Genomic DNA, 26,811 nt, shown 5'->3' on the forward strand with positions numbered 1-26,811 from the left:
CGGGCTTCTCACTAATTACTATTTATTTAAAAATTGAAGTTGAGCCTTGTAAACACATATCTTCCGTTCTGCCCGAACTGGGATGTTGAACGGGAATAGATAAACTGATCGTTGTTAGTAGATGCTGTAAGGTTTTTATCAGGATAAATATCAAAAAGGTTATTTACTCCCAATGTAAGCCCTACATTCTTTGTAAACTGGTAGGCCAGTGAAAGGTCAGTGATGATTTTATGTCCGATCTGCTGGTGCTCATTGAACCCTACGACTCCGTCACCATTCACATCAATAATATCTGCACCGGTCACTTTTCCGAAATAGGTATTTCTAAGATAGAAACTTGCATTCTTCCATGTAAGGGTGTGAGACAAACTTGCTTTTACCCTTGGAACGGCTTCTTCCAGGTATACTCTGGATTTTTCGGAAAAATAGATTTTCTCAAGATTCGGAGACTGCAGAAGTCCCGAGGAGTGGATATCCCCTACTTTCCTGGTTTCACTGATATTGGCAGCAAAGCTGTTATCCAGTTTCAAACCGGAAAATCTTACGTTATGAGAAATCACAAGGTCGATTCCTTTTGTTTCCGTATCTATGGCATTGGTGAAGAACTGAGCTGCATTGATTCCCTGAGCATCAAAGGCAGCCTGTGCAGCAGGAGGTACATCTGCTCTTAAGAACTGATCCGTAAGAATAATCCTGTTGTTAATTCTTGTAAAATAGCCGTCTGCCGTAAAAGAAAGGCTTGCAGAAGGAATCCTGTAGGTAAACCCTACACTGGCAGATTTAGAAGTTTCCTGCTTTAGTTTTGGCATTTCCAGCAACCCTGCAATTTCCGAATCATTGCTGAAGGTTCCTACTTCCAGAAGCTGACTGTTGGTAAACAAAGTAGAAGTCACATTATAATAAATCTGATGGATGGATGGCGCTCTGAACCCTGTGGAACCAGCCAATCTTAGATTAAAATTGGGAGCTACTTTGATCCTTGAAGCCAATTTATAGTTAAACGTAGATCCAAAATCTGAATAATTTTCATACCTCGCTGCCGCATCTACCAATAACCAGTTGGTAAAATTGAACTCCACATCTGCATAAGCTGCCACTGCCTGCCTGTTTTTATCTACAGCATTAACAGGTTTAAACCCACTGAAAACCTGCGATCCGCCGGGAAGTACATTTCCAAAGAAATCCGTACCTCTCGGGCTGGTATTATTCCATATATTTCCTGCGGCATCATAAGTGGTGTAAGAAGCTTCATCACCCTGTGTTATTTTAAAATTCTCATACCGGTGCTCTGCTCCGAATGCTACGTTAATCCCGCTCCAGACATCATATTTTTTGGAGAAATCCAAATTGATGGTGTTCTGGGAGAACCTTAAGCCTCCTGCATTAAATTCGTCAGGGGAAGCAAACCGTAAAGAGGTATTTCCTGTGTTTCTTATGTTATAGCTAAACGAGTTTTGCCCGAATGTATTACTGAAATCGACATTCCAGCCGTCCCAGTTTCCTTTGATTCCGGCTGAAAGCGACAGATCCTGGATATCCGTTCCGATCTGTGGCAGGTAACCGTCTGGATACAGCCCTGTAAAAGTTCTGCTCTGGTTAGGTTTTCTGTAAAATCCGCCTGAACTTCCGTGTCTGAAGCTGTATCCGCCAAACGTATACACTTTCCAGTTGTCATTAATCGGAACTTCAATATTGGCAAAAAGCTGATGATTGTTCAGTTTCGACTGCCCTACCTGCATATTGAAATCCTTCCTGTCCAGTCCTCTGTAAGCCAGTTCCTGATCTGTAAAATCTCCTTTTAATAAACCTTGCAGAGCACCGATCGTATTGGCAGCCTGAATCTGATTCTGAAACTGAGGAGAGAAATAGCTTACCCCCTGCGCATACTGATGGATATAATTAATAAGCTGCTGCGGGTTGGGAACATTATTGATATTGGAAAAAAGTGAGGAAAGATTCACACCATCATTTAAAGCACGTTTTTCGATAGCATTATATGCATTATAGATTGTCCCGCTTTCCGTGCCGGCTCTGAAGGTCGGATTTCTGAATTGAGATGACCATGTGATATTATAAAAACCACCTTTATTTCCGATTTTATTTCCATAATTAAGGTCTACCTGAATATTCTGTCCGTCAAAGTTTCCGGTATGGTCATTGGCTGTCGGAGTTAAATTTCCGCCATAACTTACCTGTCCCGTTAACTTTCCGATATCCTTTTTCAGTTCAAGGTTGATTACCCCTGCGATGGCATCTGATCCATACTGAGCTGAAGCACCGTCACGCAGCACCTCAATTCTGTTCAGAGCAAATGAGGGAATGGAGTTCAAATCGGTTCCCACTGTTCCTCTTCCCGGCGTCCCGTTCACATTCACCAATGCAGAAGTATGCCTTCTTTTGCCATTCACTAAAACCAGTACCTGATCCGGGCCTAATCCTCTCAGCTGGGCAGGATCCAAATGGTCCGTTCCATCCGAATTGGTTTGAATGGTCGATGTGAAAGACGGTGCTACCGCATTCAGAATCTGTCCTATACTGGATTGTGGAAGTACCACCGAAGTTTCTTTTATGTTGAAGACATCCACAGGAACCGGACTGTCTGTTTTGGAACGCGCACCAGCTCTTGAGCCCAGTACCACAACTTCTTCCACCGCATTGGTTTTTACGCTGTCTTTTTCTTTTTCCTGTCCGAAAGCATACGTTCCGAGGAAAAAAAGAACGGATGCAGATAAAATAGTCTTTTTATTTTTCATACCCATACATCAATTAATAGTTTATGTTTTTTTGAGTGGCAAATGTAGACTAAATTTATTAGTCCACAAAATCAATAGACTTTTGTTTTGCAAAAAATCATAATAGTCTTCTTCTATTGAACATAGAATGGTAAAGTTTTATAATAAGTTGATGAATGCTAATTTTTAGAAAATAGATTACTTTAAATACATTTTTAACGCAAAGCTTCATATTCGAATCGTATTATTTTTAAGCGAAGCAAAGATGCCGGCTATGCCGTTGACTAAGCAAATGATAATACGAACGCTTATTCAATCAATCGGAGATTGATTTCACCTTTGCAACCTAAGATAATGCAATATTAAAATTAAACTTTGCGTCAAAAAAACTCTGCAATTAAAAAAACGGATCCCAAAATGGAATCCGTCTTAAATTATTATTATCAGCTTATGCAACTGATAGTTTTATATTTTCGTAAGCTTAGCATATTTTAAGATAAGGTTTTTCTCCCCTTCATGGATGAAAATGACCTTAGCCTTGATATTTTGAGGATCCGTACCATCCAGGAAAGAAACTTCCCCTATTCCGAAACGGTCGTGCCTTACCTTATCACCCACTTCAATATCCTGAGAAGAAGCTCCACTAGGATTGATAATTTTAGCAGTGCTTACAGGTTTCAGTTTTCTGACTTCCGGTGCCGGTTTTAAACTGTCTCCTTTGTCAATCGTTTTCTTTTCAACTTTTTTGAAAGAACGTTGCTCGGAAGGATGATCATCAAAAATATTGGATTTGATTCCGGCATTATTGATGAACCTCTTCTCCATAGCAGGATTCAGGAATTCAATATATTCATCATCTATTTCACTTAAGAATCTTGAAGGTTCCGCATCCGTAATTTTCCCCCATTGGAAACGTGAAACCGCATAAGAGAAAAATACTTTCTTTTCAGCTCTTGTCAGTGCTACGTAGAAAAGACGTCTTTCTTCTTCCAGATCTTCTCTGGTAGCTGAACTCATAAAACTCGGGAAAAGATTTTCTTCAAGACCTACAAGATGTACCACCGGGAATTCAAGACCTTTTGACAGGTGAATGGTCATTAATGAAACCATATCTTCATCTGTATTTTTATCCTGGGTATCCGCAGAAAGGGCAATATTTTCAAGGAAGTTCGGAAGGCTCGGGTCTCCGTCCTCCAGCTGCATCTGCTCTTCAATGAACCCCTGCATGGAGTTCATTAATTCCTGAACGTTTTCTACACGGGAAATCCCTTCCGGAGTCTGATCATCTTTTAAAAATTTGATCAGTCCGCTTCGCTTGGCCACTTCCATTGCAACACTGTACGCAGTATCGGTTTTCAGCAATACCTGAAAGGCTTTGATCATAGACCAGAAATCATTCAGCTTATTTAAAACACCATTATTAAGCCCCAACTGAGGAGCATACATCGGTAAATTGCTAAGCACTTTTGAAACAGCGATATTCTGAGAGTCTGCAAAAACGATCAGTTTATTCTGTGTGGTTTCCCCTATTCCTCTGGCAGGATAATTAATGATTCTCATCAGAGCCTCTGAGTCGTTTTCATTGACCAGAAGACGCAGGTAAGCAATGAGATCCTTCACTTCTTTTCTTTGGTAGAAGGAAAGCCCACCGTAAACTTTATAAGGGATATTTTTACGTCTCAGTGCATCTTCAAATGCCCTGGTCTGTGAGTTTGTTCTGTATAAAATGGCAAAATCACTATATTTTCTCTGGTCGGTGTTTCTAAGCTCCCAGATATTTCCGGCTACGAAATTGGCTTCATCAGCATCGGAAAGGGAACGGTAAATCTTAATTTTGTCTCCTTCTTCATTATCACTGAATACATTTTTTTAAACTGCTGAAGGTTTTTGGCAATAACCACATTGGCAGCATTAACAATGTTCTGGGTTGAACGGTAGTTCTGCTCCAGAGAAACCGTTAAGGCATCAGGATAATCTTTCTTAAAGTTTAATATATTGTAGATATTGGCACCACGGAATGAATAGATGGACTGTGCATCATCCCCCACCACACATATATTTTCAAATTTTGAAGCCAGTGCTTTTACAATAAGATACTGGGAATGGTTAGTATCCTGGTACTCATCTACCATGATATATCTGAACCTGTCCTGGTATTTGGCAAGCACTTCTGGAAAACGGGTCAGCAACTCATTGGTTTTTAACAATAGATCATCAAAATCCATAGCTCCGTTTTTGAAGCATTCTTCCACGTATTTCTGATAGATCTTCCCTATGAATTTCATGTTTGCCTTTTCATCTGCCTCCATCAGTTCAGGGTTGTTGAAATAAGCTTTTACCGTAATCAGGTTATTCTTGTAGGTTGAAATTCTTGCCTGAACTTTTTTAGGTTTATAAAGATCAGCATCGATATTCATGTCTTTGATCACTTTCCTGATGACATTGAGTGCATCCTGCTGGTCATAGATGGTAAAATTGGAAGGATAGCCCAGGTAATGGCCTTCAATTCTCAGGGTTCTTGCAAAAACCGAGTGGAAGGTTCCCATCCATAAGCTTCTTGCGTTGCTCTCTCCTACCACTTTGGCGATACGCTCTTTCATTTCGCGGGCCGCTTTATTGGTAAAGGTTAATGCCAGGATATTGAAAGGATCCACCCCGTTGTGGATCAGGTGGGCAATACGCATGGTAAGCACACGTGTTTTTCCTGAGCCGGCGCCCGCAAGAACCATTAATGGTCCCTGTAGAGAGGTAACGGCTTCATATTGTGATTCATTGAGTCCTTTCAGATAATCCATACTGCAAAAAATTTGGGAACACAAAATTAATGTATTCGGAGGACAATTCAAATTTTTGGAAATTCATTAATTTATATTCCACTTCTTTCCGTCGTATTCATATGTTGTATCGGTTGAAAACCTGTTACCCTCAGAAAGAAAAATCTTAAGTTTATACGGATCATGAAATTCAATCCTTACTGTAACAACAACTGATTTTTCATCTAAACCTTTAGAAATAGCTAGTCTTGGATTATCTTTTTTGTAGTATTTCATGATAAACGAATACAGGGAAGGATCTGCAAATTCTTTAAAATCAGGCATTATAGCCGGAAAAAATTTTGTGGAAAACAATATTGCATTAATTTCTTTTTGGTGATAAAAATTCTCTAACGCTGTTTTATTCCAAAACTTTGAACTTAAATAATTAGATGGTGTGGTTTTCCAATCCGGGCAGCATCCCGGCAAATCGCAATGGATATCCCAGTCGATCAATCCGGTATAAAGCGTAATACTGTTTAGATGGTACTTTTTAATAGGATCAAGAATCCTTTTGCTGAGTAAATTATAAATCTTATCAATATCTTTATAATTAGCTCTGAGATTTATCATTTTCAGGCTATCACCTATTCTTTTTGCATTGCAATCCGGCTTATAAGGTTTAGGACAACCATTAAATTCTTCAAAACCTTTGATCGTAGGGCATTGGTCGTCTTTGTCCAATATTCCGTCACCATCCGTATCCGGCCACGGACAACCCTCATTCTCTTCCTGGCCATATTCCTTGGAACACTTATCCAGATAGAAGAGAATTCCATCACCGTCTTCATCAGAAAGACAAAGCCTTTTACTGAATTCTTTTATGCATTTTTTAAATATAGAATCATTTTTGTATTCCTGGGCTGAAAAAGAAGACAAAAGAGACAAATTTAAAAATATAAACAGTAATGTTTTCTTCATTTTAATTGCTATTAGAAGATTTATCTATAAGCTGCCAATCTTTATTTTTATACTCATAGGTTTTATAAGTACTTTCTTTGTAGTGTTCATTATATATGAATTCTATAGTAATTTTTCTACCCGGTTCATTGGTAAACAACAACTCCAAAGTATTAAAGTTTTCAGTGGTACCTGCATCAGTAGAGGTGGAATTTAATATCAGACTTTCATTTTGATAAGGAAAATAAAAAAAATTTCTTCCTCAATATATCTTTTAGTCCCAATAATATTAATTTTTTGATAGGTTCCTTTCTTTTGTTTCCTTGTTGCAACTACTAATTGACTGAGCGCAGGCTTTCTTTCATATATTGAAGTAGGTTTTAAGTTAGGCAGTTCATAGATAAATTTGTTGATCAATCCATTTTTAGGAATGATATTTTTCTTTAATATCCCTGCAATAGCTTCTATATTCTTTTTTGTCCAGAAAACTTTGTCATTGTAAACAGGACTGTCGGAAAGCCTTTCAAAACAACATTCACAAGGCTCATTATCAAAGGGATTCCTTGTGACCTCATCATGATAATTAATGATCAGGTTATCAAACGGAATTTTACTTGTATCTATATCATTTATAATTCTCTGCGTAAGTTTTTTGTAATTAACATCTTTAGATTCTGTCTTGAGTTTCCGGTATAAAGCACTGTCCGCTATCTGCATATTATGGCATCTGGCAGTATCTTTGAGACTCTGTGAAAATCCCATGAAAAAGCAAATCGAAAAAATAAAGATGGATAAAGATTTCATTATGATACTTCCATTTTGAAATTTTAATTCTATTTGCATTTTTTCTTCAAAATTACCTTTTAAAGTGTAACAATTAACATATTTTCTCTACTAATTGTTCCAAAACAATTTCTACTTTATGAAAAAGCGACTTCTTACTGCTGCAGCGGCCTCTTTCTTCGGAATGATTCTGAATGCACAGCAAATAAAATTCGAAGAGTACGATCTTCCAAACGGTCTTCACGTCATTCTTCATCAGGACAATTCTGCACCGGTAGTCACTACCGGAGTTATGTACCATGTGGGTGCCAAAGATGAAGTAAAGGGGAGAACGGGTTTTGCCCACTTCTTCGAGCACCTTCTTTTGAAGGTACACCTAATATCAAAAGAGGTGACTGGTTCAAGATTGTATCTTCCAACGGAGGTCAAAATAACGCAAACACCACGAATGACAGAACATATTATTATGAAACTTTCCCTTCCAACAACGAACAGCTTGGCCTGTGGATGGAATCTGAAAGAATGCGTCATGCAGTGATTAACCAGATAGGAGTAGATACTCAGAGAGAGGTTGTAAAAGAAGAGAAAAGGTTAAGAATGGACAACCAGCCTTACGGAAACCTTTTCCCTACCATTCAGAAAAATTTATTTACGAATCACCCGTACAACTGGCCTACGATCGGTTCTATGGAGGATCTGAATTCTGCAAAACTGGAAGAATTCCAGGCTTTCTATAAAAAATACTATGTTCCGAACAATGCTACATTAGTGGTTGCAGGGGATATCAAACCTGAGCAGACTAAAAAATGGATTCAGGAATATTACGGAGCCATTCCAAAAGGAACGCTTTACCCTAAAGATTTCCCGAAAGATGCTCCTATCACCCAGGAAAAAGAAGTAACGGCTACGGACCCGAATATTCAGCTTCCTGCCTATATTTTCGCCTACAGAACTCCGGCTAATAAAGAAAAGGATGCCTATGTTCTTGACATGCTTTCCTCTTATCTGAGCAACGGTAAGTCTTCAGTTTTATATAAAAAATTAGTGGATCAGGACAAAAAAGCACTTGCTGTACAGGCTTTCAACCAGGGGCTTGAAGATTACAGTATTTTTGCATTCTTCGCCATCCCGATGGGCCAGACTACGAAACAGACTTTACAATCTGACATCGATGCTGAAATTAAAAAGCTGCAAACTACTCTGATTTCTGAGGAAGATTATAAGAAGCTGCAAAACCAGTACGAAAATCAGTTTGTGAATGCGAATTCAAGCATTCAGGGGATTGCCGCTTCATTGGCAACAAATCACGTATTGATGGGTGATACCAATTTGATCAATGAGGAAATTGACATCTACAGATCAATCACGAGACAGGATCTGCAGAATGCTGCCAAGAAATATCTGAATTCTAACCAAAGGGTGATCATTAATTACGTTCCTGAAAAAAGTAATCATTTAAAACTTCAGGTTTAAAATATGATTATTAAAAATTAAATTTTTTACAAATGAAAAAGCAATTAACATATATAGCTGCAGCGTTTTTATTCGCAGGAACGGTTTCAGCACAAAAAATTGACATTAATGCAATGCCGAAGCCGGGGCCTACTCCTGCGATCAATATTGCAAAACCAAAAACTTTCCAGCTGAGCAACGGCCTTACCGTAATGGTGGTTGAAAATAATAAACTGCCAAGGGTAAACACTACTCTTTCCATGGACAGACCTCCTTTTCTTGAAGGAAGTGTAGCCGGAGTAAGCTCTATCATGGCTGAACAGTTCGAAAACGGAACAACCAACCTTAGTAAAGAAGAGTTCAACAAAAAAGTGGATTATCTGGGAGCTAATCTTAATTTCTCTTCCAATGGTGCTTTTGCCAACTCTCTTTCAAAATATTTCCCTGAAGTATTGAGCTTAATGGCCGATGCGATCATTAATCCTAAATTCTCTGCTGAAGAAATTCAAAATTCCAAGGAAAGAGCTATAGAAGGATTAAAATCTGAGGAAAAGAATGCTTCTTCCATTGCCTCTAAAGTTTCCAATGCATTAATGTATGGTAAAAACACCGCAAGAGGTGAATTTGAAACCGTGGAAACCATCAACAAGATCCAGTTGGCTGACGTACAAAACGTTTATAAAAAATATTACGCTCCGGACAATGCTTATTTGGTGATTGTAGGTGATGTGAAGTTTGATAAGGTAAAATCGCTGGTAGAAAAAGCTTTCAGCGGATGGAAAAAAGCCAATACTCCTGCAACTGCACTGGAACCGGCTTCCAATCTTGCCAAAACGGAAATTAATATAGTAGATGTTCCTTCGGCTGTACAGTCTGTGGTTTCGGTAAACAACCTGAATAATCTTAAAATGAAAGATCCGAACTATTTTGCTGCTATAATGGCCAACTACATCCTAGGAGGAGGCGGTGAAGCAAGACTTTTCATGAATCTTCGTGAGAAGAACGGGTTTACTTACGGTGCTTATTCCAGTATGAATGCGGGTAAATATTCTTCCGATTTCTCTGCTGATGCCAGTGTGAGAAACGAGGTTACAGATAAAGCGGTTAAGGAATTCATGAACGAGCTTAATGCTATTTCTACCGTAAAACCTGAAGAACTGGAAAATGCTAAGGCTAAACTGAAAGGTTCTTTCATCATGTCTCTGGAAAAACCTGAAACAATTGCAAAATTTGCTTTAAACCAAAAGGTTCAGGATCTTCCTGCCGATTTCTATACCAATTACTTAAAATCAATTGATAAAGTAACTGCTGCAGACATTTCCAATGCTGTTAAGGCTACTATTTTGCCCAATCAAAGCAGGATTTTCATTGCCGGTAAAGCGTCTGATATCTCTGCAGGCCTTGAAAAACTGGGCTATCCTGTAAAATATTACGATAAGGAAGCCAATCCGGTGGCAAAACCAACGGCACAAAAAGTAGATGCTGCAGTAAGTGTAGCTTCTATCGCCGATAAATACATCAATGCAATCGGAGGCAAAGCAAATATTGCTAAAATTTCTTCTTACACGATGAATGCTTCCATGTCTATGCAGGGCCAGAATATTGATTTTAAAATCATAAAAGCTCAGGGCGGTAAAGAATTAACTTCAGTTACTGCCATGGGACAGGTGGTTCAGAAGCAGGTTTTCGACGGAAAAGAAGGATATTCGGAACAAATGGGCCAAAAAACGCCTATGAAACCTGAGCAGGTTGCTGAAAAGCAGAAAAATACTGAGCTGTTTGAAGAGTTAGGTTTCGCCAAATCTTCAGATTACAAGGTGGCAGGCATCGAGAAAATCGGTGGTGAAGACTCTTATGTTGTAAAAGGAAATAATACTACCTATTATTATAGTGTAGCTACAGGACTAAAAACAGGAGAAACCAGAACAGCAAAAGCGCAGGGACAGGAAATAACCATTCCTACCACTTTCTCTAATTATAAAGATGTGAGCGGTGTGAAAATGCCATACACTATCTCTATCAATCAAATGGGAATGGACATGGTGATGAATGTAAAATCATACGAAGTGAACCAGGCCAAAGATTCTGATTTCAAATAAGAATACTTTATATATAAAAACGGCAGCTCACGCTGCCGTTTTTATTTTTAACAACATTTCTTCCATCTTCTTTGTCATTCGATAAAAAAAGATTAAATTTGCCCATTCAAAAAGATATCAGAATTAATGGATACTATATTTACACTATTGATGGTTCTTATTATGATTGCCAGCGTTTTATTGGTAATCATCGTTATGGCTCAAAATCCTAAAGGAGGAGGCCTTTCCAGTACTTTCGGAGGTGCATCATCTGCACAGTTTGGAGTACAGAGAACCAATGATTTCATGGAAAAAGCAACATGGACTTTAGGCGCGGTAATTATCGTTCTTATCCTTATAAGCGTTGTGATCACCGGTAAGCCAGCTACAGCAGCTCCAACACAACAGCCTGTGAAGAAAGAAACTACAGCTCCGGCTAAGCAAACGACTCCGGCAGCTACTACAACAACTCCGGCTCAGACTCCTGCAGCTCCGGCAAAATAATAACAGATTTATCTACCATAAAACAAAAGCAGTTCAAATTGAACTGCTTTTTTATTTTAGTTTGATCTTCTCTATTTTATGACGAAGCTTCAGACCTGCTTTCAAAAATGAATACTGCATAGGCTTGGATTCTTTATAATATTTATCAATAAAGATCTGCATTGCACCATAGAAACGCTCGAGGTACACTTCATCTTTAACGGTACTTTCTCCTTTATGGTGAAGAAGGGAAGCTTTCCCGTAGTAATAGTTTTTATAGCCGTTTCTTAGCAGTGTATAACAAAGGTCAATATCTTCCCCGTACATAAAATAGCTTTCATCAAGGCCTCCGGTTTTTTCGTAAACCTCTCTTTTTATCAGTAAAAAGGCTCCGGTAACCACATCTACTTCAGCTATTGCATGTTCATCAATATCACTTCTGTAATAAGATTTTGAATTACTTCTCTTAAAATTGGTAAACAGCTTCTCAAAAGAATTGAACATATCAGGAACAGAACGCTTGCTTTCAGGAAGGAAATTTCCTTCTGCATCATGCATCATTATCCCAAGACACCCGAAATCCGGTTTGGAATCTGCAAAATCCAGAAGATCTTTCATATAGAATCCTTCCAGCTCTGTATCGGGATTTAAAAGAAGGATATATTCTCCTGTTGCTGTTTTTACTGCCTTATTATTGGCAATCGCAAAACCGTCGTTATGTTCTGAAGATATAAAACGGACTTTAGGAAATTCAGGAATAAGATCACTCCACGAAGCATCTGTAGAGGCATTATCAATCACAATGACTTCATAATCCTCTCCTTCCGTATATTTCTGGATAGACAGGAGGCAGTTTCTCAATAACCTGGTCACATTATAATTAACAATGATGATGGAAAGCTTCATATTAATCCTTTTCGTTGTATGGCAACCTGTTGATAATGGATCTTCCCAAAGACACCTCATCTGCATATTCCAACTCATCACCTACTGCGATCCCCCTGGCAATACTTGAAAAATTAACATTGAAATTCTTAAACTTTTTATAAATATAATAGGCTGTCGTATCCCCTTCCATAGTTGCGCTTAATGCAAAAATAAACTCCTTCACTCTACCTTCATTCAATTTCCTTTCAATGCTCGGAATATTCAGCTGATTCGGGCCAATTCCTTCCATAGGAGATATTTTTCCGCCCAGGATGAGGTATTTCCCGGTAAACTTTCCTGTATTTTCAATAGCAATGACATCCCGTACATCTTCAACAATGCAGATCAGCTCACCGTTTCTTTTTTCATTACTGCAGATTTCACAGACATCAAAATCTGAAAAATTATGGCATTCCTTACAATATTTTATTTCGTTAACCAGATTGATTAAAGAGTTTCCAAGGATTACTGCTCTGGAACTCGGCTGCTTCAACAGATGCAACGCCAGCCTCAAGGCTGTTTTCCTTCCGATACCCGGCAGCCCCGAAATTTCGTCTACTGCTTTTGCCAAAACTTTACTAGGATAATCCATAGATACAAAAATAAGGAATATTGTTGAGAATTGGTGTGGTAGGAACGGGTTTCGGGTTGCGAGTTGCGGGATTCGAGTTTAAGAGTTATAGTGTTGTAGGGTTATAGTGTTTGAGGGTTTGAGTATATAAGTCTAAAAGATGGTTGCTGGTTGATAGTTGTTGGTTGCGGCAGTTAAGAAGCATATTCCGATATCTGGGAAATTTGATATCTATAAAAATATTGAATATAGAACTGCTATCTGGTGGCTGAGGCTCTCGAAGCCACCAATACCATCCTCTCATGTCTGAAATCTGATATCTGGCATCTGATATCTAAAATCTTAAATCTTAAATCTTGACTCCTGACTCTTGACTCGCGATTCTAAAAAAACCTTTATCTTTGGGATTCTAATATGAAAAAAATAAACTAATGGTACTTAAAAATCTAAATTATCCTCTGGATTTCAAATTTAAAATCTCCACTTTAGCGAGTGACTTCAATATTACTGACAGGAACGGAAACTATGTAGCCTATGTTCGTCAGAAAATGTTCAAGCTGAAGGAAGATGTTATTGTGTTCAATGACGAAAGTAAATCCAAGGAACTTTTCAGAATTAGAGCTAATCAATGGATCGATTTCAATGCTTCTTATTCTCTGAATGACCTTACTGACAACAAAAACTACGGAAGATTGGCCAGAAAAGGAATGCGCTCGCTTTGGAAAGCAAGCTATGATATCCTTGATTCGAATGACCAGCCGAAATTCAAAGTTCAGGAAGACAGCGCATGGGTAAGGTTCTGGGATAGTTTTGTAGGAGAAATTCCTCTGATCGGAATGTTTACCGGATATTTCCTGAATCCTTCTTACACCGTAACTGGAGTTGACGGAAAAGCATATTTTAAAATGAAAAAAATGCCTTCATTCTTCGGAAGAAGATTCCAGCTTGACAGAATGATCGATATTGATGACGAAGACGAAAGTTTAGTAATCTTATCTTTATTGATGATGGTTCTGCTGGAAAGAGCCAGAGGCTAAAAAAAAACCACACAGACAATGAAATATTTAATCATTTTCTTTTCAGCGTTTCTTTTAACCGCATGTAAAAAAGACAAGGAGACCATTCAAAGTTCTGCTTCGGCAGATTCTTTAACCGTCGTTAAAGATTCAGCAAAAGCGCAAACAGCATCAGGAAAAATACAGGTAGACTTTATCCCTTTCCCTAAAGAGATTAAAGAGTGTTCTTGCTATTTTGCCAGAAATAAAGCGGATTTTGAAGCAGAGAAATACATTTACGCCGATGATGCCGGAAAAACAGCCTATATGAAACTTGACGGCAAAAGACTGGCCATGAATCTGATCTCGTCAAGCGACATGGAAGTAGATGAGGAGCTGACGAAAGAAATTGAAAGTGACAACTACAAAATCTCCGTAAAAGGCAAAAAAATAAAAAATGAAGAAGCGTTATTATTCGAAGGTACACTGACGATTGAAAAACCGGATGGTACTGTGGAGACGCTGCCTATTTATGGAGAGTGCGGATGCTAGAGATAATGAGCGAAAAGGCTGAAAAGCAAAAAGGCAAAAGGGCAAAATGGTAAAAAAGCGGAGGAAGCAAAAATAGCTGATAAAGCAAATTGGCTATCTTAGTCCTTTTGCTTTTCAGCCTTTTCGCCCTAACACAACTATAAAAAATGCTTCCGGATTCACGGAAGCATTTTTTATTTTGTAATTTTGATAAAAATAAAATTTCATGGAATTATCGAACATAGAACCGCAGATAATCTGGAAAAACTTCTCCAAATTAAATGCAGTTCCAAGACCGTCTAAAAAAGAAGAAAGGGTGATTGCCTTCATCAAAGAATTTGGTGAAAATCTGGGGTTGGAAACAACCGTAGATCAGGTAGGAAATGTAATCATCAAAAAACCTGCTACTCCCGGAATGGAAAACCGTAAATCCGTTGTCCTTCAATCGCATCTGGATATGGTATGCCAGAAGAACAATGATGTGAACTTTGATTTCGAGACCGAAGGAATCAAAATGGAGGTTGACGGAGACTGGGTAAAGGCAAAAGGAACTACTTTAGGGGCCGATAACGGTTTAGGAGTGGCTACCATCATGTCTATCCTTGAAAGTTCAGATATTCCTCATCCGGCCATGGAAGCTCTTTTCACAATAGATGAAGAAACAGGTATGACAGGTGCACTAGGCTTGAAACCAGGGCAGCTTACAGGAGAAATCTTATTAAATCTTGACACCGAAGAAGATGATGAGATCGATATCGGCTGCGCAGGCGGTGTAGACGTAACCATTACCCAAAATTACGGAACAGAAGCTGTAAAAGGACAGATCGTAAGACTTGAGGTAAAAGGCCTTCAGGGAGGACATTCAGGAATGGATATCCATAAAGGTTTCGGAAATGCCAATATTATCCTCGGAAGACTTTTCTACAGCGGTTTAGCCAAGCAGAATATCCAATTGATCTCTGTAGACAGCGGCGGATTGAGAAATGCCATTCCAAGAGAAGGTGTGGCCCTTATCTCTGTGAGAAATGCCCAGGAGTTCATTGAAGAAGTTACTGTTCTGAAAAAGAAATTCTTGAAGAATTTGCTACTGTTGAGCCAGGTTTACAGATCAATATCGAAAATTCCACTACTTCAGATAAAGCTATTTCCGAAGAAGATTCAAAGAAGATTATTCTGGCTTTAAAATCTCTTCACAACGGTGTTTACAGAATGAGCCCGGATGTGAAAGACCTTGTAGAAGCGTCTAACAATGTGGCAAGGGTTGAATTAAAAGGCGGTGAGCTTAAAATATTAAACCTTACCAGATCATCTGTGGATTCATCCAAGTATTCTGTTGCAGAACAATTAAAATCTGTAGCAGAATTAGCAGGAATGAACGTTGAATTCAGCGGTTCTTATCCGGGCTGGAAACCAAAACCGGGTTCTGAGATCGTACAGCTGATGGAAAAGATCTACACAGAAAAGTTTGGTGAGAAACCTCATGTAGTAGCTTGTCATGCGGGCTTGGAATGCGGGATCATCGGAGCCAATTATCCTGAAATGGAGATGGTAAGCTTCGGCCCTACCATCAGAGGGGCACACTCTCCTGATGAGAAAGCTAATATTCCTTCTGCACAGAAGTTCTGGAGCTTTACTAAGGATATTTTAGCGAATATTCCTGTTAAAAATTAAAAATAACACTCAATGGATCCGATAATTTGGAAAGGTATACTCTATCATTCTCTTGAATATTTCAACCTGATTGAAAATGAGGAAAATTATGTGGTAACCTCAAAAATTATCGGTTCTTTTGAGAATACAGCCTATTTTGTACATTATCAGATAACGATCGACAAAAACTGGCTCATTCAAAAATTCACCGTTGAATATGAAGTCAATGGAAAAAAATCCAACATTACAGGACTAAAAAACGGGAACAGCTGGAACATTAATGATGCCGATCGTCCCGAATTTTCAGATTTCAAATACATTGATATCTCACTAACTCCTTTCACGAATACATTACCTATCAATAATTTAAATCTATCTGAAGGACAATCCAGTGAAATAAATGTTATCTATATCAATATTTTAGAGGACAAAATCAAGCCTGTCAAGCAACAGTACACCAAAATAGGTAAGTCCGGATATATCTATGAGAATATTCCCAAAAATTTTAAAGCCCAGATTTCTGTTGATGATTCAGGTTTAGTTGAAAATTATCCCGGGCTTTTTGAAAAAGTATACTATAAATGATGATGAAAAGTATTACAGTATTCTGCGGCTCAAGTTTCGGCTCGGACGAAATCTATAAAGAACAGGCAACCTTGCTTGGAAAAACACTGGCAAAACAAAACATTCAGCTTATATATGGCGGTGCAGATGTCGGCTTAATGGGAGCTGTGGCAGATGGAGCCTTAAGTGAAAACGGAAAAGTGACAGGAGTTCTTCCCCACTTTCTGCAATCCAAAGAAATTGCCCACAAAAACCTTACGGAACTTATTATCGTAGAAACCATGCACGAAAGAAAAACGAAGATGAATGATCTTTGTGACGGAGTCATCGTTCTGCCCGGCGGCTACGGAACCCTGGAAGAATTCTTTGAAATGATCACCTGGGCACAGCTTGGGCTTCATAAAAAACCTATCGGGATTTTAAACATTGACGGGTTTTATGATGAACTGATAAAACTGGTTCAGACAATGGTTGATAAAGGATTTCTAAAGCAGATCAATCGTGATATGCTTCTGATAAGTGACAGTATTAACGAAATTTTGGATAAAATGAAAAATTATCAGGCTCCTACTGTTGGGAAATGGATTTCGAAAGAGGAAGTATAAAACAATCTTTCACATAAACAAAACCTCCTGAAGAAAATCTTCAGGAGGTTTTTATATTAATGAAATTTAATACATTTTAAGGATAAGGAGCAATCTCCACTTCAAGACCTTCCATTTCATCCATGATATGCAGCTGGCATCCCAGTCTGCTGTTCTCTTTTACGTGGTAAGCTTCCGCCAGCATGGCATCTTCTTCATCGCCCATTGGCTCAAGGCCCGGATCATTGATCACATATACCTGACATGAGGCGCACATCGCCATTCCTCCGCATACCCCGATCGTTCCTTCTTCCGCCAATTCATAAGAACGGATGATCTCCATTAGGTTCATAGACATATCTGTAGGCGCTACAACATCATGGGTTACCCCTTCCCGGTCGGTGATCTTAATATTGATATCTGACATAATAATGCAAAATTAGTCAATTTTTTCACAACTGCTTTTTCTGCTTCCTTACGGCTTCCGTCAAATCCGTCTACCCCGCTTACGGTTGTATATTTCAGTACAAATTTCTTTCCTGGATTCAGCCTGTTGTAAACACTCTGACACATTAACGTCGCTTCATGGAAACCACAAAGGATCAGCTTTAATTTTCCAGGATAAGTATTGATATCCCCTATCGCATAAATCCCGTCAATATTGGTTTGGTAGTCCAATGCATTATTCACTACAATGGCATTTTTCTCGATATTCAATCCCCAGTTTCCGATCTCACCCAATTTTGGAGTCAGTCCGAATAAAGGAATAAAGTAATCCGTTTCAATATCATAAGCTTCCTGCCCTTCAATCTGTACTGTGATCGCTTCCACTTTGCCGTCCCCTTTGATTCCGGTAACTTCAGCAGGGGTAATTAATTTAATTTTACCTTCATTCTTAAGATCCTGAACTTTTTCCACTGAATCCAAAGCACCTCTGAACTCATTTCTTCTGTGGATCAAAGTCACTTCACTTGCAACATTGGAAAGGAAAACACTCCAGTCCAATGCAGAATCTCCACCTCCGGCAATCACTACTTTTTTATTTCTGAAATGTTCAGGTTCTTTTACGAAATATTCAAGACCTTTTTCCTCATAATCAGCAACATTTTCGAAAGTAGGTTTTCTTGGTTCAAAAGTTCCCAGTCCACCGGCAATGGCAATCGCTTTACATCTGTGAACCGTTCCTTTGTTGGTCACTACTTCAAACCATTCATCATCCACTTTTGTATAGGAAACTGCAGTTTCTCCCAAAGTAAATCCAGGCTGGAACTGCTTGATCTGTTCCATTAAATTATCTACCAATTCACCTGCATTCACTGAAGGATATCCCGGAATATCGAAAATAGGTTTTTTCGGATAAAGCTCTGCTAGCTGTCCTCCCGGCTGTGGAAGCGCATCGATAATATGACACTTCATTTTTAATAAACCTGCTTCAAAAACAGCGAAAAGCCCGGTTGGTCCGGCCCCTATGATCAATATATCAGTGGTTATCATAATAAAAAGATAATTTAATTATACATGTAAGTGCAAATTTACTAATTTTAATGCGAAGCATATTTAATTGATTCTAAATAAAAACCTGAGATTTGTCAAATCCCTGTAAATACTTAAGAATCTTTAATTTGGCAATGTTTTTGTTAAATGTCATACCATGAAGAAAATTTTAAATCTTTTTGCAATATTCATGTTCCTTTTAGGCCATGCCCAGATCGACAATATTGCTGACGGTGAATCTATTACATTCAGAATCCATTACGGAATCCTGAATGCCGGAACCGCCAACCTTACTGCAAAAAAACCAATTATATGGGCGCTCCCCATCTTTACGTGAAAGGTACAGGGCAAACTACCGGTGCCGTAAAAGCGTTCTTTAAAGTAGAAGATTTATATGAAAGCTTCATCAATATGGAAACCGGACTGCCGAGCTTTTACGTGAGAAATGTACGTGAAGGAAGCTACCGCCAGCATTTTGAAACCGTTTTCAACCACAGCAATAATACACTGATCCTAACTGATAAAAAGACTCCCGCCAACGGCTCAAAAGTGATCAAATCCGTGAAAGGAGTTCAGGATATGCTTTCATGCTTTTATTATTTAAGAAGCAAAAGTACAAGTGAACTGAAGGTGGGAACCGTTATCAACATGAATGTATGGATTGATGATGAAATGTTTCCTTTCCAGCTAAAAGTGACCGGAACAGAAGATCTGAAAACAAAATTCGGGACCATCAACTGTTTAAAGATTATCCCGTCTGTAAAAAGCGGAAGGGTTTTCAAAGAAAAAGAAGGGGTAACCATGTGGGTAACCAACGATGCCAACCATATTCCTATGCTGCTGAAAGCTGAACTGGCTGTCGGTTCACTGAAAGCAAGTATTGATGATCTTAAAAATGTAAAATATCCTTTAAAATATAAATAGAAGACCATCAGTCTTTTAAATAAAAAAATACCGGCAAAAAAATCTGCCGGTATTTTTTTATTCTGAGAATGTAATAGATTTTAATTTTTGATTGTCTTATTAATAGCAAGCAGGAAGGACAGGCAATATACAAGATTAGTCGCCGTTCAGCGTGGCAAGGTAAAAACTAATAATGTTTCATTTAGAAACTCACGTTGTAATTTTCAATACAATCGTTTTTAATTACGTTTTGTTTCTTAGGTCAGTAATTAAAAACAAAAACCTCCGGAAATTCCGGAGGTTTGATTTTTTATAGTGTTTTAAACTGTTCTAAAGTTCTGATATCATTTTCGAAGAACATTCTGATATCGCTCATCTGGTAAAGCAGCATTGTAATTCTTTCAATACCCATTCCGAAAGCATAACCCGAATATTTTTCAGAGTCGATGTTTACATTTTTCAGAACGGCAGGATCTACCATACCACATCCCATGATTTCCAGCCATCCTGTTCCTTTCGTGATTCTGTAATCTGTTTCAGAGTTTAATCCCCAATATACATCGATTTCAGCACTCGGTTCTGTGAACGGGAAATAGGAAGGTCTCATTCTGATCTTCGACTTTCCGAAAAGCTCGGTTGTAAAGAACTGGATCGTCTGCTTCATGTCTGCAAAGCTTACATTCTCATCAATATACAATCCTTCAATCTGATGGAAGATACAGTGTGAACGTGAAGAAATAGCCTCATTTCTGAACACTCTTCCCGGAGAAAGAATTCTGATCGGCGGCTGGTTTTCTTCCATATAACGGATCTGCACGGAGGAAGTATGCGTTCTTAAAAGGATATCCGGATTCTGCTCAATAAAGAACGTATCCTGCATATCTCTTGCCGGATGGTATTCAGGAAGGTTAAGCGCCGTAAAGTTGTGCCAGTCGTCCTCTATTTCCGGACCATCTGCTACTGCGAAACCTATGGATTTAAAAATTTCAATGATCCTGTTTTTCACCAGATTGATCGGGTGTCTCGACCCAAGGTCCAATGGAAAAGCAGGTCTTGTAAGATCTTCCTTTTCAGCAACAATAGCAGACTGGGAAGCATCTTTCAGATCCTCCAGTTTTACTGCAACAGCCTGTTTTAAAGAATTAATCTTTTGCCCGAATTCTTTTTTCTGGTCGTTTGGAACTTCTTTAAATTTTTCAAAAAAATCATTCAGAACACCCTTTTTACCATTATACTTAATCCGGAAGTTTTCAATTTCCTCTTTAGACGTAGCATGGAAGCTGTTTACTTCGGTAAGTAGTTCTTCTATCTTTTCTATCATTGTTTTACCCTTTCAAAAATGTTTTGCAAAAATACGTTTTTTAAGTTTAATAATGAATCTGTGACAAAAAAATCTGCCCCTTTACGGGAGGCAGACTTCAATCACTTATTTCACTTAAATAAAAAAATTATTTCTTTTCCAAAGCTTTAACGTTGATCTGAAGAGTTACCTCATCCTTAATCACTCCGTTTTCAGCAGGAGCCTGGAACTTTACGCCAAACTCTTCTCTTTTAATATCCTTAGGCTCAGTAGCCACACTCACTTCTCCGTCTTTTACAGAAACATTGGCTTTAAACTGAACCGGCTTTGAAATCCCCTTGATCGTTAAATTTCCATCAAGAAGCGTATTATAGTCTCCTTCCGCAGAAGGTGTCACTTTAGTAATTTCAAAAGAAGCTGTAGGGAATTTCTCCACTTCAAAAAAATCTCCGCTCTTAAGGTGGCCGTTAAGTTTTCCCAACTGCTCAGCATCGTCCTTAAGGTCTACAGAGGTAAGAGAATTCATATCCGCTACGAATTTTCCGCTTTCAAGCTTTCCGTCTTTTACCGTTACATCACCACTTTCAAATTTGATGGTTCCGAAATGGCTTGTACTTTCTGATTTGAATATTTTATATCCTTTCCACTCCACTTTACTGTTCAATGTATCCACTATGTACTGGTTCCCGTCTTTTGTAGTAGTCACTTCATTGCTTTCGCTGGTCACCGGTTTGTCTTTTTTACAAGAAACCATCACAGCTGCTACAAATAAAGCAGGAATAGCTAATGAAAACAGTTTTTTTCTCATTTTTGATATATTTTTATTACTTCTGCTAATATAATAAAAAATTTATTTTTTCCTAAAAACCTTACATTTGTATTATGCTTTTAGAAATAAACAATTTATACTTTTCCCATACCAAAGATAAGCCCCTGTTTCAGAACCTTAACCTGAGTTTTGAGGAAGGCAGGATCATTGCACTTGCGGGAGAAAGCGGCTGTGGAAAATCTACATTGCTCAATCTTATTTATGGACTGCTGGACTGGCAAAGCGGTGAGATTATTTTTAACGGAACCCGGCTTTTAGGCCCCAAAGGAAATCTCGTTCCCGGGGAAGCTGAGATGAAACTGGTAGCCCAGAATTTTGATCTGATGCCTTACGCCACCGTTGCTGAAAATGTAGGAAAATTCATTTCTAATATCAATTTAGCCCAGAAAAAAGCAACTGTCCTGGAACTTCTGGAAGTAGTCGGGCTTCAGGAATTCGCCCATGTCCTTCCCAAATATTTAAGCGGTGGACAGCAGCAGCGTGTTGCTATAGCCAGAGCACTTTCTGTACTCCCTAAACTGCTTATTCTGGACGAACCTTTCAGCAATCTGGATTTTCCGAGGAAAATAGAGCTTAGGGAAAGACTTTTCAGATATGTGAAGCAGCACCGGATCTCCCTGATCATTTCTACCCACGAACTCCAGGACATTATGCCGTGGCTTGACCAGATTATTATTCTGAAGGATGGAAGGCTGATCCAGAACGACAGCCCGGAAGAAACTTATAAAAACCCTTATAATACTTATGTTGCCAGGCTTTTTGGTGAAGTGAATATATTCAGTGAAGAAGAAAAAACAGAATTCCAGCTTCCTAAGTTTTCTTATTATCCCAAAGACATTAAAATTTCAGACAACGGAACTGAAGCGGAACTCCTGGAAAGCAGGTTTGCCGGAAATCATTACTGGAACAAGATTAAAGTAAGGAATAAAGAACTTATTGTATACACAGATGTTAAAGTAGAGGGTAATATTAAAGTATCGTTTGAATAAGGTAAAAAGGCAGAATAGCGAAAGGGCAATTTAGCTTCCTCAGCGTATTGGGTTCTTCGCCTTAATAATATCTTCCAACCTTCCCGCCTTTTCGCTTTTTGCGGTTTCGCCATAAGCTAACTTCTACATTCCCTTATAGTTATTGTTAATTTGTGGATAAAAAAAATACAAATCTAAGAAGCAGTTTTGAAACTTTTTCTTACATTTGTATTTCCACAGCATAAGGAAATTTTTGGTTAATTCTCTTTCTGCCTTAAGACGGACATTAGCACCTCCCTGCAATTAAGTCTTTGAAAGATTACACTGTCCAATTCTTTCCTTTTTTTATTTTCCAGCCTTAAGCTTTCTTCACAAATTCTGACTTTAAAGCCATAGACCCGAAGCCATCAATTTTACAGTCAATATTATGGTCGCTGTCCGGTCTCAGACGGATATTTTTCACTTTTGTTCCCGCTTTTACAGGCTTTGGTGCTCCTTTCACAGGAAGATCCTTAATAACCACTACAGAATCCCCATCCTGAAGCTCATTACCATTCGAATCCAATATCTTTCCTTCATTGGCTGTTTCAGCAGCTGTTTCCTCCGGACTCCATTCGTAGAAGCATTGAGAACAGGTCATCATATTATCGGTTGGGTAAGTAAATTCAGAGCCGCATTTCGGACAAAGTACAGTATCACTCATATTTTTGATTTTTGCAAAGGTAAGATTTTTGGATCAGAGTTAGAAGCCGGATGTAGAAACTAAGATTAAAGAGGCAAGAACCAAGAACCAAGAATCAAGAATCAAGAATCAAGACTTCAGATGTGAGATTTCAGATTTCAGACTGTTTCCTCAACAATTTAACTGTCAACCAGCATCTGGCAACATAAATTAAACCTTAACCCTAAAACTCTCCCACTTCCAAAACAGAAAACACGAACCTCGTATCCCGAAACCCGAATCCCGATTCAATTCTCAACTATAATTTGTACCTTTGCAGATTCAAACAGCGAAGCAAATTTATGGAACTTATTCACAGAAACCTGGCCATCGGAATTCACGATGCTTTACAAGAAACATTTTTCGAGAAAAACAAATACGCCGATAAGGTAATCGAAAGACTTTTGAAAGCTCATAAAAAATGGGGAAGCCAGGACAGAGCCGTTGTTTCTGAGATCTTCTACAATATCATCCGCTGGAGAAAACGTCTTGAATATTATATGGGTGAAGGAGTAAAACCCAACAACATTTATAAGCTGATCATCGCTTATCTTCTTTGGAGCAAAACCAATTATAAAAAGTTTGAAGAATTTGACGGAATTAAAATCGCAGATATCCTTACCAAACTTAAAAAGAATACCGTTCCTACGAAAGCTATTGAGCATTCTATTCCTGAATGGCTGGCTGAAACTTTGGAAAAAGAACTAGGTCCTGGCTGGGAAAAGGAAATGCAGGCCTTAAATGAGCAGGCTCCTACTGTATTAAGAGCAAACAGCCTGAAAACAACACCTAAAGAACTTATTTCTGATCTTTCAGATGAAGGTGTAGTAGCTTACACGGTAAGAAACTATCCGGATGCTGTACAGCTTGAAGAAAAGAAAAATGTTTTCCTTACAACCGCATTCAAAGAAGGTTTATTTGAAGTTCAGGACGCCTCTTCCCAGAAGATCGGATATTTCCTTGATGTAAAAGAAGGCCAGAGAGTGGTGGATGCATGTGCCGGAGCAGGTGGAAAAACGCTGCATTTGGCTGCATTGATGGGAAATAAAGGCCAGATTGTAGCCTTAGATATCTTCGAATGGAAACTTGCCGAACTGAAACGCCGTGCAAAAAGAGCCGGAGCCCACAATATTGAAACGCGTATGATTTCTGACAATAAAGTGATCAAGCGTCTTCATGATAAAGCAGACCGCCTTCTGATTGATGCTCCATGTTCAGGACTTGGTGTTTTAAAAAGAAATCCGGACAGTAAGTGGAAAATTGACCAGGATTTTATTGACAGGATTAAAAAAGAACAGCAGCAGATCCTTCAGGATTATTCCAAAATGGTTAAAGTAGGCGGAAAAATGGTGTATGCCACATGCTCTATCCTGCCTTCTGAAAACAATTTACAGGTAGAAGAATTCTTGAAAAACAATGCAGGCTTTAAACTTGTGAAAGAAGACAAAGTAATGCCAAGCCAAGGCTACGACGGATTCTATATGGCATTGATCGAAAGAGTTTCTTAATCATCCGAAACTATTGTAAAAATATACAGCTGCTCTATTTCAGGGCAGCTTTTTTGTTGAACATACTTTTTTAACCATATTAATAAACAAATTGTAACATCTGCATTGTAAATCCCTACTTATAGAATATTGTAAGCCACTTCAGGCATAATCAGAAACTATTTTTTGCAGAAAACCCTTATTTATGAACAAAAGAACCTTCTTTAACTTCTTTGCTTTATTCATGTGCTACCTTTCGTATGCCCAAATTTATGAAGTTCAGTATACCAGTTCTTACAACGGAAAAGCTCTTACCGGGCAGTCTCCTACCCTTGTATGGGCGGATGCAAAAGAAAATTTTATTCTGAACAATACGATCCGGGAACAGAAAAGTGATTATCCGTTCGAGATCACCAAGGTAGAAAAGCCTTCCAACACCATTGTTTCGTATGCATTTCTGAAGCCGGGAGAAATTATTTCCTCTTCAGATGCAGAATCGGTGGGAAAGCAAAGCTTTGAGCTGACTAATGAAACGAAAAAAATTCTGGGATATAACTGTAAAAAAGCGGTTACCAGGATCAATTCAAATACCATTGAGGTTTGGTATACCAACGATCTTAAAATTACCGGCGGACCTTCTGTTCTAGGACAGAATTTAGGATTTGTCCTGGAAGTGGAAAGAAATAAAAACTCTCTGGTCACTGCAAGCTCCATCAGAAAAGTAAAGAAAATGGATATGGACCTTATTTTAAAAGGACCAGTACAATCTACGGATCTGTTGGGCTACAAAGACCTTCTCTGGAAAAGCCGTTTCACGACATTGAAGGTTTTTGAAAATGAGACCGTTAATTTTTCAGATGAATCAAAATCGGACGAAAATGTAAAAAGATTCGCCAACGGAACGATCATTCTTAAAAAAGTAAAATTTCCTGCCATCAAAGAAGGGGAAAATATCTTTGTTGAAGTAAAACAGCAATCCAATGGTGATGCTTACGACAGAACAGGAACCGTATTTTTCATTCCACAGGATAAAGCTTCATCTTTCTTTGACGGACTTGAAAAAGGCGCTAAAACACTCCCCGTTTATGATAACGGCAACGGAAAACAGTATTTTGGGATTACAGCCACTGAAAATTATAGTCCCGTAGTAGAAATGATGAGATTTTTTACCGCTTTTGGGATTCAGAAGTTCAATCATATTCAGCTGAAGGGTAAAGACTGGCAGACCATAAGTCCATACCGTCAGGATATCACAGAATTAAAACCCTCTCTCTCTGAAAAGGAGCTTTGGATAGGTACTTTTATCGGGAATTACGATAAAGGAGGTCATAAAGTGAGCCTTGAAATCACTATTCATAATAGCGATCAGACCGTTCATAAAAACAACGTTGCCATTCCTTTATTCAACACTTTGAACATCATGGAAATGGCCGGACAGGACTACTCTACTATGTTTGATAAAGACAAAGGCCTTTTTGTAGAGTTTACCTTAAACAAAGATATAAAGAATGCCCGGCTGAGATATATTACGACCGGCCATGGAGGCTGGGAAAACGGGGATGAGTTTGTTCCGAAGGCCAATTCCATTTTCCTGGACGGAAAAATGACCTTTTCTTTTATTCCGTGGAGATCAGACTGTGGTTCTTACAGACTTTACAATCCTGCATCGGGGAATTTCCCGGACGGACTTTCTTCATCAGACCTCAGCAGATCAAACTGGTGCCCGGGTACCGTTACAAATCCTGATTTTATTTCCCTCGGAGACCTGAAGGCAGGTAAACACACCATACAGATAAAGATTCCTCAGGGTGCAACAGAAGGTACAAGTTTCAGTTCATGGAATGTTTCGGGTGTTTTGCTAGGATCCCAATAAAACAAAACCTTCTTGCAAAGAGAATTGCAAGAAGGTAAAAACACAAATGATGAAAAAAATTATTTCGAGCCACAAAGTAAGGGCAAAAATTCATATAATAAATTACCATATATTAATAATTATTTCATTTTAATTTTGTATAGGATATAAACATCCTTTTTCCTCAGCGAAAA

The 26,811-nt window shown here is 38.5% G+C and carries 19 protein-coding genes and 4 pseudogenes; 12 read left to right on the forward strand and 11 right to left on the reverse strand.

The genetic code is table 11. The annotated features are described in order from the left end of the window. Nucleotides 1-26: 26 nt before the first annotated feature. From N4G44_RS21615 to N4G44_RS21630, 4 genes and pseudogenes are all read right to left on the reverse strand, one after another. The gene (locus N4G44_RS21615) at nt 27-2,753 is read right to left on the reverse strand and encodes a TonB-dependent receptor plug domain-containing protein (protein ID WP_474929868.1); all 2,727 of its coding nucleotides are present in this window, start codon (nt 2,751-2,753) and stop codon (nt 27-29) included. Nucleotides 2,754-3,197: 444 nt separating this feature from the next. Beyond that, nucleotides 3,198-5,527: pseudogene (locus N4G44_RS21620) on the reverse strand (ATP-dependent helicase). Between the two features lie 66 nt (nt 5,528-5,593). Next, on the reverse strand, nt 5,594-6,466 hold the full coding sequence (locus N4G44_RS21625) for a hypothetical protein (RefSeq protein WP_474929869.1): 873 nt from the start codon (nt 6,464-6,466) through the stop codon (nt 5,594-5,596). Between the two features lie 198 nt (nt 6,467-6,664). After that, complete coding sequence (locus N4G44_RS21630; protein WP_474929870.1) at nt 6,665-7,162, reverse strand: hypothetical protein; 498 nt, start codon at nt 7,160-7,162, stop codon at nt 6,665-6,667. 205 nt (nt 7,163-7,367) lie between these two features. Here N4G44_RS21630 and N4G44_RS21635 point away from each other — a divergent pair. The 3 genes and pseudogenes from N4G44_RS21635 to secG all read left to right on the forward strand — a co-directional run bounded on the left by N4G44_RS21635 (nt 7,368) and on the right by secG (nt 11,262). After that, a pseudogene (locus tag N4G44_RS21635) lies at nt 7,368-8,701 on the forward strand (M16 family metallopeptidase). Nucleotides 8,702-8,733: 32 nt separating this feature from the next. After that, nucleotides 8,734-10,779 (forward strand): M16 family metallopeptidase, encoded by a 2,046-nt coding sequence (locus N4G44_RS21640; RefSeq protein WP_474929871.1) that lies wholly within the window; start codon nt 8,734-8,736, stop codon nt 10,777-10,779. 126 nt (nt 10,780-10,905) lie between these two features. Continuing rightward, complete coding sequence (gene secG / locus N4G44_RS21645; RefSeq protein ID WP_474929872.1) at nt 10,906-11,262, forward strand: preprotein translocase subunit SecG; 357 nt, start codon at nt 10,906-10,908, stop codon at nt 11,260-11,262. Between the two features lie 51 nt (nt 11,263-11,313). Here the strand turns inward: secG and N4G44_RS21650 are convergent, their stop codons facing one another. Together N4G44_RS21650 and recR are read right to left on the reverse strand one after the other, a co-directional pair. Further along, nucleotides 11,314-12,153: a glycosyltransferase family 2 protein gene (locus tag N4G44_RS21650; protein ID WP_474930117.1), complete on the reverse strand. Its 840-nt coding sequence runs from the start codon at nt 12,151-12,153 to the stop codon at nt 11,314-11,316. Further along, nucleotides 12,149-12,760, reverse strand: a complete 612-nt coding sequence (gene recR / locus N4G44_RS21655; protein WP_474929873.1) for a recombination mediator RecR — start codon at nt 12,758-12,760, stop codon at nt 12,149-12,151. Before recR ends, N4G44_RS21650 begins: the two co-directional genes overlap by 5 nt. 410 nt (nt 12,761-13,170) lie before the next feature. Between recR and N4G44_RS21660 the strand changes: the two genes are divergently transcribed. The 5 genes and pseudogenes from N4G44_RS21660 (at nt 13,171) to N4G44_RS21680 (ending at nt 17,084) form a co-directional block, all read left to right on the forward strand. Then, the gene (locus N4G44_RS21660; RefSeq protein ID WP_474929874.1) at nt 13,171-13,776 is read left to right on the forward strand and encodes an LURP-one-related family protein; all 606 of its coding nucleotides are present in this window, start codon (nt 13,171-13,173) and stop codon (nt 13,774-13,776) included. Nucleotides 13,777-13,794: 18 nt separating this feature from the next. Continuing rightward, nucleotides 13,795-14,286, forward strand: a complete 492-nt coding sequence (locus N4G44_RS21665) for a hypothetical protein (protein WP_474929875.1) — start codon at nt 13,795-13,797, stop codon at nt 14,284-14,286. 205 nt (nt 14,287-14,491) lie between these two features. Next, a pseudogene (locus N4G44_RS21670) lies at nt 14,492-15,936 on the forward strand (aminoacyl-histidine dipeptidase). Between the two features lie 12 nt (nt 15,937-15,948). Further along, on the forward strand, nt 15,949-16,500 hold the full coding sequence (locus tag N4G44_RS21675; protein ID WP_474929876.1) for a putative glycolipid-binding domain-containing protein: 552 nt from the start codon (nt 15,949-15,951) through the stop codon (nt 16,498-16,500). Nucleotides 16,501-16,502: 2 nt separating this feature from the next. Beyond that, nucleotides 16,503-17,084: an LOG family protein gene (locus N4G44_RS21680; RefSeq protein ID WP_474930118.1), complete on the forward strand. Its 582-nt coding sequence runs from the start codon at nt 16,503-16,505 to the stop codon at nt 17,082-17,084. Between the two features lie 76 nt (nt 17,085-17,160). Here N4G44_RS21680 and N4G44_RS21685 read toward each other — a convergent pair whose 3' ends face one another. Further along, nucleotides 17,161-17,490, reverse strand: a complete 330-nt coding sequence (locus tag N4G44_RS21685; RefSeq protein WP_265131617.1) for a 2Fe-2S iron-sulfur cluster-binding family protein — start codon at nt 17,488-17,490, stop codon at nt 17,161-17,163. After that, on the reverse strand, nt 17,448-18,557 hold the full coding sequence (locus N4G44_RS21690) for an NAD(P)/FAD-dependent oxidoreductase (RefSeq protein WP_474929877.1): 1,110 nt from the start codon (nt 18,555-18,557) through the stop codon (nt 17,448-17,450). The genes N4G44_RS21685 and N4G44_RS21690 overlap by 43 nt, the downstream gene beginning before the upstream one ends. Nucleotides 18,558-18,714: 157 nt before the next feature. Here N4G44_RS21690 and N4G44_RS21695 point away from each other — a divergent pair. Beyond that, nucleotides 18,715-19,481, forward strand: a pseudogene (locus N4G44_RS21695) (DUF3108 domain-containing protein). 289 nt (nt 19,482-19,770) lie between these two features. Here the strand turns inward: N4G44_RS21695 and pheS are convergent. Further along, a complete protein-coding gene (gene pheS / locus N4G44_RS21700) occupies nt 19,771-20,781 on the reverse strand; it encodes a phenylalanine--tRNA ligase subunit alpha (protein WP_474929878.1) in 1,011 nt (336 codons plus the stop codon). A gap of 127 nt (nt 20,782-20,908) precedes the next feature. Next, the gene (locus tag N4G44_RS21705) at nt 20,909-21,568 is read right to left on the reverse strand and encodes a YceI family protein (protein ID WP_474929879.1); all 660 of its coding nucleotides are present in this window, start codon (nt 21,566-21,568) and stop codon (nt 20,909-20,911) included. A gap of 74 nt (nt 21,569-21,642) precedes the next feature. Between N4G44_RS21705 and N4G44_RS21710 the strand changes: the two genes are divergently transcribed. After that, nucleotides 21,643-22,578, forward strand: a complete 936-nt coding sequence (locus N4G44_RS21710; RefSeq protein ID WP_474929880.1) for an ABC transporter ATP-binding protein — start codon at nt 21,643-21,645, stop codon at nt 22,576-22,578. 337 nt (nt 22,579-22,915) lie between these two features. Here N4G44_RS21710 and N4G44_RS21715 read toward each other — a convergent pair whose 3' ends face one another. Next, nucleotides 22,916-23,260, reverse strand: a complete 345-nt coding sequence (locus N4G44_RS21715) for a zinc ribbon domain-containing protein YjdM (protein ID WP_040996693.1) — start codon at nt 23,258-23,260, stop codon at nt 22,916-22,918. Nucleotides 23,261-23,580: 320 nt separating this feature from the next. Between N4G44_RS21715 and N4G44_RS21720 the strand changes: the two genes are divergently transcribed. Next, nucleotides 23,581-24,786, forward strand: coding sequence for an RsmB/NOP family class I SAM-dependent RNA methyltransferase (locus tag N4G44_RS21720; RefSeq protein WP_474929881.1), 1,206 nt, complete (start codon nt 23,581-23,583; stop codon nt 24,784-24,786). Between the two features lie 184 nt (nt 24,787-24,970). Beyond that, nucleotides 24,971-26,638, forward strand: a complete 1,668-nt coding sequence (locus N4G44_RS21725) for a GLPGLI family protein (protein ID WP_474929882.1) — start codon at nt 24,971-24,973, stop codon at nt 26,636-26,638. The last annotated feature ends 173 nt before the right edge of the window (nt 26,639-26,811 follow it).

The organism is Chryseobacterium sp. GTID13, from assembly GCF_056172655.1.

Excerpts from the sequence above, each read along its gene's own strand:
- N4G44_RS21615 (WP_474929868.1), bottom strand. The coding sequence starts at position 2,753 with ATGAAAAATAAAAAGACTATTTTATCTGCATCCGTTCTTTTTTTCCTC.
- N4G44_RS21675 (WP_474929876.1), top strand. The coding sequence starts at position 15,949 with ATGGATCCGATAATTTGGAAAGGTATACTCTATCATTCTCTTGAATAT.
- N4G44_RS21690 (WP_474929877.1), bottom strand. The coding sequence starts at position 18,557 with ATGATAACCACTGATATATTGATCATAGGGGCCGGACCAACCGGGCTT.
- N4G44_RS21685 (WP_265131617.1), bottom strand. The coding sequence starts at position 17,490 with ATGTCAGATATCAATATTAAGATCACCGACCGGGAAGGGGTAACCCAT.
- N4G44_RS21720 (WP_474929881.1), top strand. The coding sequence starts at position 23,581 with ATGGAACTTATTCACAGAAACCTGGCCATCGGAATTCACGATGCTTTA.
- N4G44_RS21680 (WP_474930118.1), top strand. The coding sequence starts at position 16,503 with ATGAAAAGTATTACAGTATTCTGCGGCTCAAGTTTCGGCTCGGACGAA.
- recR (WP_474929873.1), bottom strand. The coding sequence starts at position 12,760 with ATGGATTATCCTAGTAAAGTTTTGGCAAAAGCAGTAGACGAAATTTCG.
- N4G44_RS21665 (WP_474929875.1), top strand. The coding sequence starts at position 13,795 with ATGAAATATTTAATCATTTTCTTTTCAGCGTTTCTTTTAACCGCATGT.
- N4G44_RS21715 (WP_040996693.1), bottom strand. The coding sequence starts at position 23,260 with ATGAGTGATACTGTACTTTGTCCGAAATGCGGCTCTGAATTTACTTAC.
- N4G44_RS21660 (WP_474929874.1), top strand. The coding sequence starts at position 13,171 with ATGGTACTTAAAAATCTAAATTATCCTCTGGATTTCAAATTTAAAATC.
- pheS (WP_474929878.1), bottom strand. The coding sequence starts at position 20,781 with ATGATAGAAAAGATAGAAGAACTACTTACCGAAGTAAACAGCTTCCAT.
- N4G44_RS21725 (WP_474929882.1), top strand. The coding sequence starts at position 24,971 with ATGAACAAAAGAACCTTCTTTAACTTCTTTGCTTTATTCATGTGCTAC.
- N4G44_RS21630 (WP_474929870.1), bottom strand. The coding sequence starts at position 7,162 with ATGCAGATAGCGGACAGTGCTTTATACCGGAAACTCAAGACAGAATCT.
- N4G44_RS21705 (WP_474929879.1), bottom strand. The coding sequence starts at position 21,568 with ATGAGAAAAAAACTGTTTTCATTAGCTATTCCTGCTTTATTTGTAGCA.
- N4G44_RS21625 (WP_474929869.1), bottom strand. The coding sequence starts at position 6,466 with ATGAAGAAAACATTACTGTTTATATTTTTAAATTTGTCTCTTTTGTCT.
- N4G44_RS21640 (WP_474929871.1), top strand. The coding sequence starts at position 8,734 with ATGAAAAAGCAATTAACATATATAGCTGCAGCGTTTTTATTCGCAGGA.
- secG (WP_474929872.1), top strand. The coding sequence starts at position 10,906 with ATGGATACTATATTTACACTATTGATGGTTCTTATTATGATTGCCAGC.
- N4G44_RS21710 (WP_474929880.1), top strand. The coding sequence starts at position 21,643 with ATGCTTTTAGAAATAAACAATTTATACTTTTCCCATACCAAAGATAAG.